This is a genomic window from Streptomyces sp. NBC_00984 (assembly GCF_045162475.1).
GTDB lineage: Bacteria > Actinomycetota > Actinomycetes > Streptomycetales > Streptomycetaceae > Streptomyces.
In genome coordinates, this window is the sequence record NZ_CP108734.1 from 5,790,759 (window position 1) to 5,802,945 (window position 12,187).

At 71.6% G+C, this 12,187-nt stretch carries 10 protein-coding genes, 2 tRNA genes and 1 pseudogene; 8 read left to right on the plus strand and 5 right to left on the minus strand.

Features of this window, described 5'->3' with window-relative positions; all coding sequences use genetic code 11:
* The first annotated feature begins 17 nt into the window (after positions 1–17).
* From OG520_RS25915 to OG520_RS25930, 4 genes are all read left to right on the plus strand, one after another.
* Positions 18–305, plus strand: coding sequence for a hypothetical protein (locus OG520_RS25915; protein WP_406014782.1), 288 nt, complete (start codon positions 18–20; stop codon positions 303–305).
* A gap of 110 nt (positions 306–415) precedes the next feature.
* Positions 416–1,204: an HAD-IIA family hydrolase gene (locus OG520_RS25920; protein ID WP_266418810.1), complete on the plus strand. Its 789-nt coding sequence runs from the start codon at positions 416–418 to the stop codon at positions 1,202–1,204.
* A gap of 127 nt (positions 1,205–1,331) precedes the next feature.
* Positions 1,332–1,892 carry a hypothetical protein gene (locus OG520_RS25925; protein ID WP_406014783.1) on the plus strand — a complete coding sequence of 187 codons (561 nt, stop codon included), beginning with the start codon at positions 1,332–1,334 and terminating at the stop codon, positions 1,890–1,892.
* A 1-nt stretch (position 1,893) separates the two neighbouring features.
* Positions 1,894–2,574, plus strand: coding sequence for a class F sortase (locus tag OG520_RS25930; protein ID WP_399329595.1), 681 nt, complete (start codon positions 1,894–1,896; stop codon positions 2,572–2,574).
* 463 nt (positions 2,575–3,037) lie between these two features.
* Here OG520_RS25930 and OG520_RS25935 read toward each other — a convergent pair.
* Both OG520_RS25935 and OG520_RS25940 read right to left on the minus strand, forming a co-directional pair.
* Positions 3,038–3,409, minus strand: a pseudogene (locus tag OG520_RS25935) (galactose oxidase early set domain-containing protein); the annotation flags it as partial.
* Between the two features lie 361 nt (positions 3,410–3,770).
* Positions 3,771–3,844: transfer RNA gene (locus tag OG520_RS25940), tRNA-Lys, on the minus strand.
* 183 nt (positions 3,845–4,027) lie between these two features.
* On the opposite strand from OG520_RS25940, the gene OG520_RS25945 reads away from it, so the two are divergent.
* The 4 genes from OG520_RS25945 to OG520_RS25960 all read left to right on the plus strand — a co-directional run bounded on the left by OG520_RS25945 (position 4,028) and on the right by OG520_RS25960 (position 9,496).
* Positions 4,028–5,371 carry a peptidoglycan-binding protein gene (locus OG520_RS25945; RefSeq protein WP_406014784.1) on the plus strand — a complete coding sequence of 448 codons (1,344 nt, stop codon included), beginning with the start codon at positions 4,028–4,030 and terminating at the stop codon, positions 5,369–5,371.
* A 23-nt stretch (positions 5,372–5,394) separates the two neighbouring features.
* Positions 5,395–6,969: an SPFH domain-containing protein gene (locus tag OG520_RS25950; RefSeq protein WP_406014785.1), complete on the plus strand. Its 1,575-nt coding sequence runs from the start codon at positions 5,395–5,397 to the stop codon at positions 6,967–6,969.
* A gap of 158 nt (positions 6,970–7,127) precedes the next feature.
* Complete coding sequence (locus OG520_RS25955) at positions 7,128–7,718, plus strand: lytic polysaccharide monooxygenase (RefSeq protein ID WP_406014786.1); 591 nt, start codon at positions 7,128–7,130, stop codon at positions 7,716–7,718.
* A 26-nt stretch (positions 7,719–7,744) separates the two neighbouring features.
* Positions 7,745–9,496: an AMP-binding protein gene (locus tag OG520_RS25960; protein ID WP_406014787.1), complete on the plus strand. Its 1,752-nt coding sequence runs from the start codon at positions 7,745–7,747 to the stop codon at positions 9,494–9,496.
* Here OG520_RS25960 and OG520_RS25965 read toward each other — a convergent pair.
* The 3 genes from OG520_RS25965 to OG520_RS25975 all read right to left on the minus strand — a co-directional run bounded on the left by OG520_RS25965 (position 9,493) and on the right by OG520_RS25975 (position 12,043).
* On the minus strand, positions 9,493–11,016 hold the full coding sequence (locus OG520_RS25965) for an MFS transporter (protein ID WP_406014788.1): 1,524 nt from the start codon (positions 11,014–11,016) through the stop codon (positions 9,493–9,495). The two genes, OG520_RS25960 and OG520_RS25965, sit on opposite strands and share 4 nt — an antisense overlap.
* Positions 11,017–11,147: 131 nt before the next feature.
* Positions 11,148–11,221, minus strand: a tRNA-Lys gene (locus OG520_RS25970).
* Positions 11,222–11,284: 63 nt separating this feature from the next.
* Complete coding sequence (locus tag OG520_RS25975; protein WP_406014789.1) at positions 11,285–12,043, minus strand: IclR family transcriptional regulator C-terminal domain-containing protein; 759 nt, start codon at positions 12,041–12,043, stop codon at positions 11,285–11,287.
* Positions 12,044–12,187 lie beyond the last annotated feature (144 nt).

Genomic DNA, 12,187 nt, shown 5'->3' on the forward strand with positions numbered 1-12,187 from the left:
TTCGACCGGAGGGCCCCGTGACCACAGGCATGTCCCGCCGCGCTCTCCTCATGAGCGCCGCCGCCCTCGCCGCCGCCGCAGGACCGCTCGCCACCACCACCGCCCGAGCCGCGGCCCGTACCCCGAAGGTCCTGGTCATCGGCCTGGACGGCGCCCTGCTGAACCGGAGCAAGGACGCGGACGCACCCCATCTCGACGCGCCGATGGCCGCCGGACTCACCTCGGTCAGCCCCCTCCGCTTCCGGTACACCGGCGGCAACAACTGGTTCTGGGCGATCGACGGAGTGACACTCACGCCCGCGTGATCCGGCCGTTCCTGCCCGTCGAACGGACGGCCTAAAATCGGGGGCGTCGGCGCTGCACAACGCGGTGCCGCCGGCGTCCCCGCACACGGCGTACGGCAGGAGTCCCACACATGGCAGAGCGCAAGCCGATCTCATCCTGGCTCACCGACATGGACGGAGTCCTGATCCACGAGGGAACGCCGATCCCCGGGGCGGACGCCTTCATCAAGCGGTTGCGGGAATCGGGGCTGCCCTTCCTGGTCCTCACCAACAACTCCATCTACACCGCCCGCGACCTGCACGCCCGGCTGAACCGCATGGGCCTGGACGTGCCCGTGGAGAACATCTGGACCTCCGCCCTGGCCACCGCCCAGTTCCTGGACGACCAGCGGCCCGGCGGCACGGCGTACGTCATCGGCGAGGCCGGCCTCACCACCGCCCTGCACGACATCGGCTACGTCCTCACCGACCACGAACCCGACTACGTGGTCCTCGGTGAGACCCGCACGTACAGCTTCGAGGCGCTCACCAAGGCGATCCGGCTGATCAACGGCGGCGCCCGCTTCATCTGCACCAACCCCGACGAGACCGGCCCGTCCGCCGAGGGCCCGCTGCCCGCCACCGGGTCCGTCGCCGCCCTCATCACCAAGGCCACCGGCAAGGCCCCGTACTTCGCGGGCAAGCCCAACCCGCTGATGATGCGCACCGGGCTCAACGCGATCGGCGCCCACTCCGAGTCCAGCGCCATGATCGGCGACCGGATGGACACCGATGTGCTGGCCGGACTGGAGGCGGGGATGCAGACCTTCCTGGTCCTCACCGGTCTCACCACGGTGGCCGACATCGACAAGTACCCCTTCCGGCCGTCCACGGTCGTCGACTCGATCGCCGATCTGGTCGATCTCGTCGACGCGGGCTGAGCCCGGCGGAACACGGCCACCGGAGAGCGGGGGACGGCTCCGGGCGGGTGCCCGCGGGGCCGTACCCCGCGCTCCTGCGGATGCGAAAACCCTCCGGAGGCGTGAACCTGCACTGAGGAGGTTCACGATGCGTTCCATACACCTCACATTCTGTGCCGTCGCGGTCGTCGCGGCGACCCTGGTGCCGGCTTCCGCCGCACTGGCCGACTCCGGATCCGGCTCCGCCCAGGAGAAGGACCGCGCCTCACTGACGGCCACCCCGTCCTCCACCGTGCCGGGCGGCGAAGTGGATCTGCGGCTGGAGGGCTGCAAGGCCCGCGAGGCCACGGGCCGATCCGATGTCTTCGTCTCCGAGGCGCGCTTCTCGCCCGCCGCGGACGGGGGCCTCTTCGCCGAGGCCCGGATCAGCTCGGACGCCTCCCCGGGCGACCACGACATCCGGGTCGACTGCAAGGACGACAAGGACGCCGGGGCCACCGGCACGGTCACCGTCGTGGACCGCGGCCGGGCCACCCCGCTCGCCCCGGTCGCCGCGGGCGGCGGCGGCACCGCCCTGTTCGCCGGCCGAGACGCCCGGCAGGAAGGCCCCGGCACCGTGCACGCGGTGATCGGACTGGTCCTGGCAGCCGTCGCGGCGGTCGCCGTCGCGTTCCGCAGCGCGCGCCGCCGCCGGCCGGCCACGGACTGACATGTCCGCCCCGGACCGCCCGGCGGATCACGGCAGGCTGCTCGCCGGAGTGGTCTGGGCCGTCCTGCTGCTGGGCCTGTGGCTCTGGGGCCGCGGCATCACCGACGGCTCCGGCGCCAGCTCCGCCCCGACCACCGGCGATGTCGCCGCGGTGGGGCGCCCCCTCGGCGTACCGCTGCCCCCGCCGCACGCCCCGATCGCGGGTGCCGTGCCGGAGCGGGTCGAGATCCCGTCGATCGGTGTCGAGGCACCCGTGGTCGCCCGCGGCCTGGACAAGGACGGGGCGATCGAACCGCCCTCGTTCGACACGCCGCAGACCGTCGGCTGGTACGGCGACGGCACCAAGCCCGGCGCGAAGGGGCCGGCCCTCTTCGTCGGCCATGTCGACACCGAGACCAGACAGGCCGTCTTCTACGGGCTGAGCGCGGCCCGCCCCGGCGCCAAGGTCGAGATCACCCGAGCGGACGGCACCGTCGCCGAATTCACCATCGACGACGTCCAGGTCTTCACCCGGGCGCGCTTCGACGCCGACAAGGCGTACGGCCCGCGCAAGGACGGGCGGGCGGAGCTCCGCCTGATCACCTGCGGCGGCACCTACGACCGACCATCGCATTCGTACGACGCGAATGTGGTCGTCTCCGCCTACCTGACCGGCGAGAAGTCCGCAGGTGACCACGCCTGAGCTGTCAGGACGGAACGGATGCGGCAGCGCACCGACGTCAGCACCGAGGGGAGCGGACGTACGGCACTCACGACGGCCGGCTGAGGGTTCGGACGGTTACGGGGCCGACGGGCGCGGCGCGGACGGGTACAAGGCGGACAGGCACGGGGCGGTCGGTCGTGGTGGCCGCGGCGGGGGCGGTGCTGCTCCTCGCGGGATGCACTTCCGGTCCGAGCTCCGGTCCCGACCCGCGCCCCGGCGGTGGCAAGGACGCGGCCGGCAACCCGTACTGGGCCGACCCGGACGGCAACGCGGCCAGGCAGGTCGCCGCGTACACCCGCGACGGCGACGCGAGGAGCGCCGCCCTGATCCGGAAGATCGCCCGGCAGCCGGTCGGCCAAGGGATCGGCTCGGACACCCCCGAGGCCCAGGTGAGGGGCTTCACGGAGGCGGCCCGGAAAGCGGGCCGGGAAGCGCTGCTGGTGTACCAACCCGACGGCACCAGCGCCCGGTTGCCCGGCACCGTGACCGTGATCCCGCCCGCCGGACAGGCCCTAGCCCGCCGGCCGCTCCAGCCCCAGTGCCACCGATCGCTGGTCGGTGTCCGTGACATGGGTGACCGCACTGGGCCGGATCAGCTTCGCCGAGGTGATCGCCGTCCCCCGCGCCGTCGTGAAACTGCCCGTACCGCCGCGCCGGATGCTCTTCGGCCTCGCCGTCAGCACAGGCTGTGAACTCCGGTACAGATAGGGCGGGGTGTAGATCTCGATGCGCTGCTCGAAGACGCCCGGCCGGGTGTTCGCCCGGTCCGCGCAGAGCGGGTCCGAGCCGAAGATATGACGCGGCCGTCCGGTAACGGCTCCCCAACTGCGCGGCTCATCGGCCTGGTTGGAGCCGATGACCACTGGACAGGTTGTCCGACCCCGGTCCCGACCGGAGGTGAAAAGAGTGGGTTGCCAGTCGTACGTACGATGTGTGGCGACCTTGTGGAGGGGGCGTATGGGGACACCCTTCGTGCCGCTGGGTAACCGCGTGGTGACTGTGTGCCAGTTGTGCGATGGCTGTGCGCCGCCTGCGCGGGTAGTGGTTCAAGGTGGCGCCGTGGAGGGCGTCGGGGCGGGGGCCCGGCGCGAGGCTTCGGTGCGGGGGCTTCTGCGTGGGAGGTTCATGAACGAGCAAAGCCCCCTCACGCGTGGTGAGGGGGCTTTGACTCTGCGTGCGCCGCCAGGGACTCGAACCCCGGACCCGCTGATTAAGAGTCAGCTGCTCTAACCAACTGAGCTAGCGGCGCCTGCTGACCCGGAGAACTCTACCCGAAGGCGGGGGGTGCTCCTGACCATTTACCGTCCATCGCGGCCTGTCGGATGGTCGTTTTTTCTCTTCTGTCCGTCAAAATGCGATATGTCAGGAGAGTTGAGACACTGGCGCCCGTGCAGATGCGTCCAAAATCTTGACGAGTGCGGAGGGGAATCGCATGACTGTGCCGGCTTTCGAGGAGTACGTGCCCGCCATCGACTGCACCTGTGCGGGGTGCGCCGCGCAGCGGCGGGCCGCCGCCAGCGCGCTGCCCATGCGGTACGGAGGTCATCCGGCCGCGCACGGCGCACGCCGCGCCCTGGTGCTGGCCACCGCGGCCGGAGTGGTGCTGAGCTCCGGCGTCGCCGAGGCGGCGAGCGCGACGGGCACGACGGGCACGACGGGCGACCGGGCGGCGGAGGCGGCCGGAGCCGCCCGGACGGACCCGGACGGGGACAGCCCGCAGGGCGGGCCCGGACCGCTGAGCGGCGGCGGCGCCTCGGGACCGCCCTCGTCCACGACGACCACGCCCAAGCTGCGCAAGAGCAGCCGGGCCGACATCATCAACCGCGCGAAGAAGTGGGTGTCCGCGGAAGTTCCGTACAGCATGCTCAAGTACTGGAACGACGGCTACCGGCAGGACTGCTCCGGCTTCGTGTCGATGGCCTGGGACCTGCCCGGCAACGAGTGGACCGGCAGCCTCGCCGCGTTCGGGACGCGGATCGCGCGGGAGGAGCTGCAGCCCGGCGACATCCTGCTCTTCCACAACCCGGCCAACCCCTCGAAGGGCTCGCACGTCACGATCTTCGGCGGCTGGACCGACTACACGCACACCCACTACACGGCGTACGAGCAGACGAAGCCGCACACCCGCAAGAAGACGACGCCCATGGCGTACTGGACCAACTCCGGCAACTACGTCGCGTATCGCTACAAGGGCCTCAGCGGCGGAAGCGCCGGCAGCGGTTCGTCGGTGACGGGGTTCCCGGGGGCCGGGAAGTTCGGTCCCGGTGCCAGCAACAAGTACGTCACCCAGCTCGGCCGGATGCTCGCGGAACGGGGCGGCAAGCGCTTCTACACAGTCGGCCCCGGGCCGGGCTGGGGCGACGCCGACCGGCGCGCGACCCGGGCGTTCCAGCAGGCCCAGGGGTGGCGGGGCAAGGAGGCGGACGGCATCCCCGGCCCCGACACCTGGCGGCTCCTGGCCAACGGAACCGGCCGGGACATCCCCGCCGCCGGAACCGGCAGCGGAACAGGAGCCGGCCACGGCGACTCGAATTCGGATTCGAAGTTCCCCGGGCGGGGCTATTTCCGGCCCGGACAGTCCAACAGCCATGTCGACAGGCTCGGCAGGCAGTTGGTGAAGAAGGGATTCGGCAAGTACTACACGTCGGGCCCCGGACCCCGGTGGACCGAGGCGGACCGGCGCAATGTCGAGGCCTTCCAACGGGCGCAGGGCTGGCGGGGCGGAGCGGCCGACGGCTACCCCGGTCCGGAGACCTGGCGGCGACTCTTCGGGTGACGACGGACATGACGGAGGCGGGTATGCGATCCACGGTGTCGGGCAGCTCCGGAACCCCGGAGGACGGAAGGTCAGGGAAGGGGGCGCGGGAGCCGGAGCCGGTCCGGGTGTGCGGCCCGGACCGGGTGGCGCCGCCCGAGCGGGCGGACGACGGCCCGGACGGGCCCGCCGGAGCGACGGATCCGGCGAGGGCCGCGGGTGCCGGCGGGGGGCCGGGTCCCGTTCCGGGACCGGGGTCCGAGCCGGCCGCCGGTCCGGACTCCGTGGTCGACCTCGTGCTGGATCTGGTCCCGGGCGAGGACACTGACGCGGCGCTCGGCGCGACCTCCGCCTCGGTGTCGGTCCCGGCCGCGGTGCCGGGCATCGCACCCGTCCCGTCCTCGACCCGGATCCGCACGGCCCCCGACACCGTCTTCGACTCCCTGCCCGTCTCCGGCGGCGACGGGGCCGAGCAGTCCGGCGAATCGCTGTGGGGGACCGGGCGGCACCACGCGGTCATCGCCAATGAGCGGACCGCGACCATCCCCGTGCACCTGCTCTTCCGCGAGGACGCCGCCCGTGTCGACGCGGCCGCGCTCCCCGCCGGTGTGGTGCGGCGGGAAGCCGATGGCGAGCAGCCGCAGGCGGGGGTGCGGCGGCCGCCCGTGCCGAGGGGGCCGCAGGTGCGGCCCTCGACGCGCCCGGCGCCGGTCGGCGATCCACGGCTCGCCGAGCGGCCGGGGCCCGCGCTCCCCGGCTGGCTCGCGCTGCTCGCCGGGCTGGCCGGGGCCACCGCCGGTGGCGCCGTGCTCTGGCGGGTCGGCGCGCTGCCCGCCGCCGCGCTCGCCCGGTTCGGGATCGGCTCGCGCCCGTACGACGGGATCGGAATCGGCGCCTGGGCGGCGCTCGCCGCGCTGGTGTCGGTGGTGCTCTTCACGCTCGGCGGCCTGAGCCGCGGACGCGTGGGGTACGCCTGGGTGCTGACGCTGTTCGGCGAGTACCGGGGGAGCGTGCGGCGGACCGGGCTGATGTGGATCAGCCCCCTGCTGCTGCGCCGCCGGGTCGACGTACGCCTGCGGCACTGGCGCAGCGAACCGCTCCCCGCCGTGGACGCCAACGGTACGGCGCTGCGCGTCGTCGTCCTCGTGGTGTGGCGGATCAAGGACACGGTGCGGGCGACGCTCGGGGTCGCCGACCACGAGGCGTATCTGCGCGAGCAGGTCGAGGCGGCGATGGCCCGGGTCCTCTCGCAGCTGCCCGCCGACGCCTTCCACGAGGACGCGCACACCCTGCGCAACGCCGAGGCGGTCGGCGACGCCCTGACCCGGATGCTGAAGGCGGACTGCGAGCCCGTCGGCATCGAGGTGTACTCGGCGCAGCCGACCGGAATCGAGTACGCGCCGGAGGTCGCCGCGGCGATGCAGCGCCGCCGGATCGCGGCCATCGACGCCAAGCACCGCGACAGCGTCTTGACTTCGGTGGTCGACGCGGTCGACGACACGGTCAACCGGCTGACCGCCCGGGGCATCGTGGAGCTGGACGACTACGAACGGAAGTCCCTGGTCAAGGACTTGACGGTGGCCTTCTACACCGGACGCAGCGGCGGGGAGGGTGCCTGAGGGCCCTACGGGACCGCTGAGCGGCTAAGCGGAATCGGACTCCCATTGGTCTGGACATGTTCATATCCCGTCAATAATCTAAGTCTTGGTCTAGACCGCAGGACACGCGCGCAGCACAACTCATGGAACCTCCCCCACGTTCTTGAGGAGCGACAGTAATGCGTAAAAGGGCAAGCGCGGCCGTGGTCGGCCTGGCAATCGCGGGCGTCTCGATGTTCGCGACGAGCAGTGCCAGCAGCCACGGCTACACCGACAACCCCATCAGCCGTCAGAAGCTCTGTGCCAACGGCACGGTGACGGGCTGCGGCAACATCCAGTGGGAGCCGCAGAGCGTCGAGGGCCCGAAGGGCTTCCCGGCGGCAGGTCCGGCCGACGGCAAGATCTGCTCCGGCGGCCACGGGGAGTTCGCCCAGCTCGACGACCCGCGCGGCGGCAACTGGCCCGCCACCCAGGTCACCGGGGGCCAGGGCTTCAACTTCCGCTGGCAGTTCACCGCGCGCCACGCCACGACGGACTTCCGCTACTACATCACCAAGGACGGCTGGGACCCCACCAAGCCGCTCACCAGGGCGGACCTGGAGCCGCAGCCCTTCATGACGGTGCCGTACGGCGGCAAGCAGCCCCCGGCGACCCTGACCCAGCAGGGCACCATCCCCACCCAGAAGAGCGGGAAGCACATCATCCTGAGCGTCTGGAACATCGCTGACACGGCGAACGCGTTCTACGCCTGCTCCGATGTTCAGTTCTGACGCATAGTCAGTTACCGTGCGGCGCCATGAGGAGCGCAGGCACCGTAGCGGAGCTCGTACAGCGGCAATGGGGCGACCACCGGCCCGGACTGAGACATCGGGACACCGTCCTCACTCATCACCAGGTCGCCTCGGGCGCTGCCGCACGGGCCGCGCTCCTGGCGGATCTGCTGTCGGCGGACGGCGAACCGCACCTCGGGGTGCTGCTGGACAACACCCCCGAATTCCCCCTCTGGTTGAGCGCGGCGGCCCTGGCCGGGGCCGCCGTGGCCGGTATCAACCCCACCCGGCGCGGCGCCGAACTGGCCCGGGACATCCTGCACACCGACTGCCGGGTCCTGGTCACCGAGCGCGCCCACCTGCCGCTGCTCGACGGCCTGGACCTCCCGGGTGTCCGGATGCTGGTCACCGACACCGACGCGTACACCGAACTCCTCGCCCCGTACGCCGGAGCCGAGCCGGCCGACACGGTCCGGCCGGACATCGGCCCCGGCACCCGGATGCTGCTCTACTTCACCTCCGGATCGACGGGCGCGCCCAAGGCCGCGATCTGCACCCAGGGACGGCTGGCGGCGGCCGGACGGTCGCTCGTCGACCACTTCGGCGTCCGGCGCGAGGACGTCCACTACATCTGCATGCCGATGTTCCACGGCAACGCGGTGATCGCCGACTGGGCGCCCGCACTGGCCGGCGGGGCCGCCGTCGCACTGCGCCGCCGCTTCTCGGCCTCCGGATTCCTCGACGACGTGCGGGCGCACGGGGCGACGTACTTCACCTATGTCGGCCGTGCCGTGCAGTACCTGCTGGCCACCCCCGAGCGCCCGGACGACCGCGAGCACCCGCTCCGGCTGGGCTTCGGCACCGAGGCCGGTGCGGTGGACGCGGCCCGGTTCCGGGAGCGGTTCGGGGTGCGGCTGGTGGAGGGCTACGGCTCCTCCGAGGGCGGTGCGGCGATCCAGCGGACCCGGGACACCCCGGAGCGGGCGATCGGCAAGGCGTCGGCCCGCGACGATCTCGCGGTCGTGGACCCGGAGACCGGCGAGGAGCGGGCCACGGCCGTCTTCGACGGGGCGGGCCGGCTGACCAACGGGGACGAATCGATCGGGGAGCTGGTCAACCGGGGGCGTACGCCCTTCGAGGGCTACTGGCGCAACGCGGCGGCGGACGCCGAGCGGGTGCGCGGCGGCTGGTACTGGACCGGGGACCTCTTCTTCCGCGACGCCGACGGCTTCCTCTACTTCGCGGGCCGCACCGACGACCGGCTGCGGGTGGACAGCGAGAACCTGGCCGCCGCGGTGATCGAGAACATCCTGGCCCGCTGGGAGGAGGCGGCGGCCGTGGCGGTGTACGCGGTGCCGGACCCGGTTGCAGGGGACCAGGTGATGGCGGCGCTCGCCATGCGGGCGGGGGCCGCCTTCGACCCGACCGCCTTCGCCGCGTTCCTCGCGGCGCAGACGGACCTGGGCACGAAGATGGCCCCCGCCTTCGTACGGATCGTCCCGTCGATGCCGGTGACGGCGACGAACAAGGTGCACCGCGTGGGGCTGCGCCGGGAGGGGTTCTGGTGCGGTGATCCCGTGTGGTGGAACGGGACCGGCATCGGGTACGAGCCGTTCGGCGACGAGCAACTGGGCGCTCTGCTGCGCGAGTACGAGGCACACGGGCGTGCCGCATTCCGTCCTAGATCGCCGGACGGGCCGAATGCGCCGGACGGGCGTGGAATTCAAGCCCGTCCGGCGATCGAGGACACAGCGGCGGCGCGGGTGGACCCGCACTAGTTCGTCAGGGCCGGCTCCCCCTGCGCGTCCGCCCCCGCGGCCCCCGCCCTCCGCAGCAGCGTCGCGGCCAGCACCGCGCCCGCCAGCAGCAGCGCGGCCCCGGCCACCGAGGCGTACTGCATGCTGTGCACGAAGGCCTCCCGCCCGATCGAGATCAGCGAACCGTCCCCCGTGGCCACCGCACCGGCGAGGGTCTTGCGGGCGACCTCCGGAGCCGAGCCCGGCATGTCCGCGGTGTAGATCGCGGTGGCCACCGCGCCCAGCAGGGCCATCCCCATCGCACCGCCGAACTCCTGGCCGGTCTCCAGCAGCGAGGCCGCCGAACTCGCCTTCTCCGGCGGGGCCGTGGACAGCGCCAGGTCCGATACGAGCGCCATCACGGTGACGATGCCGCAGCTCATCACGGCACAGCCGCCGAGCAGCAGCCACAGCGAATCCGTACCGGTCAGGGCGAGGACGGCGAAGCCGGCGGCGGCGATGACGAAACCGGCGCAGATGACCCGCGCACGGTCGGTCCGCTGGGCGACGGCCGTGGCCGTCGGGGCCGCGGCGCCCACCGCGAGCGACGGTGCCAGGCTCCACAGCGCGGCCTCCATCGTGCCCATGCCGAGCACCGACTGCAGATACTGCGTGGTGAAGAACGAGGAACCCATCATCGCGAACGCGGCCAGCGCGTTCAGCCCGATGCCCACCGAGAAGCCGCGGTCGCGGAACAGTTCCCGGCTGATCATCGCGTCACCGCGGACGCGCTGGCGGCGGACGAAGAACCAGCCGACGAGCAGCCCGGCAGCGATGATCAGCCCGTTCCGCACATCGAGCCCATGGGCGGCGCTCTCCTTGATGCCGTAGATGACCGGCAGCACGGACCCCATCGACAGCGGCACGCTCAGGAAGTCGAACCGTCCGGGGTTCGGGTCCTTGAACTCCGGGACCAGCACCGGGACCAGGACCAGCAGCAGCACCATCGCCGGCACATTGATCAAAAAGACCGAGCCCCACCAGAAGTGCTCCAGCATGACCCCGCTGAGCACCGAGCCGAGCGCGATTCCGCCCGCCATGGCCCCTGACCAGATCCCCACGGCCCGGCCGCGCTGGCGCTCGTCGCGGAACATGTTCCGCACCAGCCCCATGGTCGACGGCATCAGCGTCGCCCCGCCGACCCCGAGCAGGGCGCGGGCCGCGATCAGCATCTCGGCGCTGTTGGCGTACGCGGCGGCGACGGACGCGGCACTGAACGCGAACGCGCCCAGGAGCAGCAGCTTGCGACGGCCGATCCGGTCGCCGAGCGAGCCCATGGTGATGAGCAGGCCGGCCAGGGCGAAGGCGTACACATCGAAGATCCAGAGCTGCTGGGTGGCGCTGGGGGCGAGGTCCCGGTCGATGGACGGGATCGCGAAGAAGAGGACGGAGATGTCCATCGAGACGAGGAGGAGGGGAAGCAGGAGGACCACGAAGGCGGTCCATTCCCGGCGACCGGCGAGGTGGCCGCGCTCGGCGGTGGTGCTCGTAGCGTTCGTCATGCCAGGAAATGTACGAGCGTTTAAAACGCTTGTCTAGTACGAGTGTGTAAAACGCTCGTACATCTCGCCGGGCAGCAAAAAACGCACTGGGCGGTTCACGTGTGTACGTGAACCGCCCAGTGCGTTGTCTGTGCGCCGCCAGGGACTCGAACCCCGGACCCGCTGATTAAGAGTCAGCTGCTCTAACCAACTGAGCTAGCGGCGCCTGCTGACTCGAAAATAATACCTGCTCCCGAGGGGTGCTGATGACACCCCTGCCGGGCGGATCCTAGAGCGCCAGCGAGAGGAGGACCGGCGCCGCCCGCCGGTTCAGCGTGTCCGCCGCCGAGCGCAGCCGGTGCGCGTCCTCGATCGGCAGCGACAGTGCCAGGCAGCCCGCCGCCGACCCGGCCGTCAGCGGCACCGCCGCGCACACCGTGCCGACCGCGTACTCCTGGATGTCGAGCACCGGGACCGTCGCCGGCTGGCTGTCCAGCTTGGAGAAGAGCACCTTCTCGTTGGTGATCGTCCGCGAGGTGAGCCGGGGCGTCTTGTGGCGGGAGATGTGGTCGCGGCGGCCGTTCTGGTCGAGCTGGGACAGCAGGCACTTGCCGACCGCCGAGGCGTGCGCGGCCGACCGGAAGTCCACCCACTCGTTGACCGCGGGGGTGAGCGGGCCGTCGGCGTACTGCGTGACGCGGATCTCGCCGTCGACATACCGGCTGATGTAGACCGCCGCGCCGACCGAATCGCGCAGCTGCGCCAGTGTCCGCTGGAGCTTGGTCTCCAGCGCCTGTCTGCGGGCGGGGCCGGAACCGAGGAGCAGGAGCGAGGAGCCGGTGACGTACGCGCCGTCGGTGACCTGCTCCACGTAGCCCTCGCGGCGCAGTGTCAGCAGCAGGGAGCGGAGATGCCCGATGGGCAGTCCCGTCTCCCGGGAGATCTGGGTGCCTGTCACGCCGTTGCCATGCTTGGAGACCGTTTCGAGAACACGAAGGGCGTACTGCACCGAATGGAACGGTGCGGTCGGTTCGGGCTTCAACGTCACGGTTTCCCCCTACCAGGTTGTGACCGCAAGCTCTGCCCTCACGATAGCCGCCAAGGCCCCTGTCCGGGGCGGCTGTTGGCGACTCGTCGGAGCGCCCCGGCTCCGTGAGCTGGGGCGCATCCGTACGGCATATGCCAGCGTCAT

Coding starts and splice junctions, on each gene's coding strand:
- OG520_RS25965 (WP_406014788.1), bottom strand. CDS start 11,016: ATGACGAACGCTACGAGCACCACCGCCGAGCGCGGCCACCTCGCCGGT.
- OG520_RS25960 (WP_406014787.1), top strand. CDS start 7,745: ATGAGGAGCGCAGGCACCGTAGCGGAGCTCGTACAGCGGCAATGGGGC.
- OG520_RS25955 (WP_406014786.1), top strand. CDS start 7,128: ATGCGTAAAAGGGCAAGCGCGGCCGTGGTCGGCCTGGCAATCGCGGGC.
- OG520_RS25920 (WP_266418810.1), top strand. CDS start 416: ATGGCAGAGCGCAAGCCGATCTCATCCTGGCTCACCGACATGGACGGA.
- OG520_RS25945 (WP_406014784.1), top strand. CDS start 4,028: ATGACTGTGCCGGCTTTCGAGGAGTACGTGCCCGCCATCGACTGCACC.
- OG520_RS25925 (WP_406014783.1), top strand. CDS start 1,332: ATGCGTTCCATACACCTCACATTCTGTGCCGTCGCGGTCGTCGCGGCG.
- OG520_RS25950 (WP_406014785.1), top strand. CDS start 5,395: ATGCGATCCACGGTGTCGGGCAGCTCCGGAACCCCGGAGGACGGAAGG.
- OG520_RS25930 (WP_399329595.1), top strand. CDS start 1,894: ATGTCCGCCCCGGACCGCCCGGCGGATCACGGCAGGCTGCTCGCCGGA.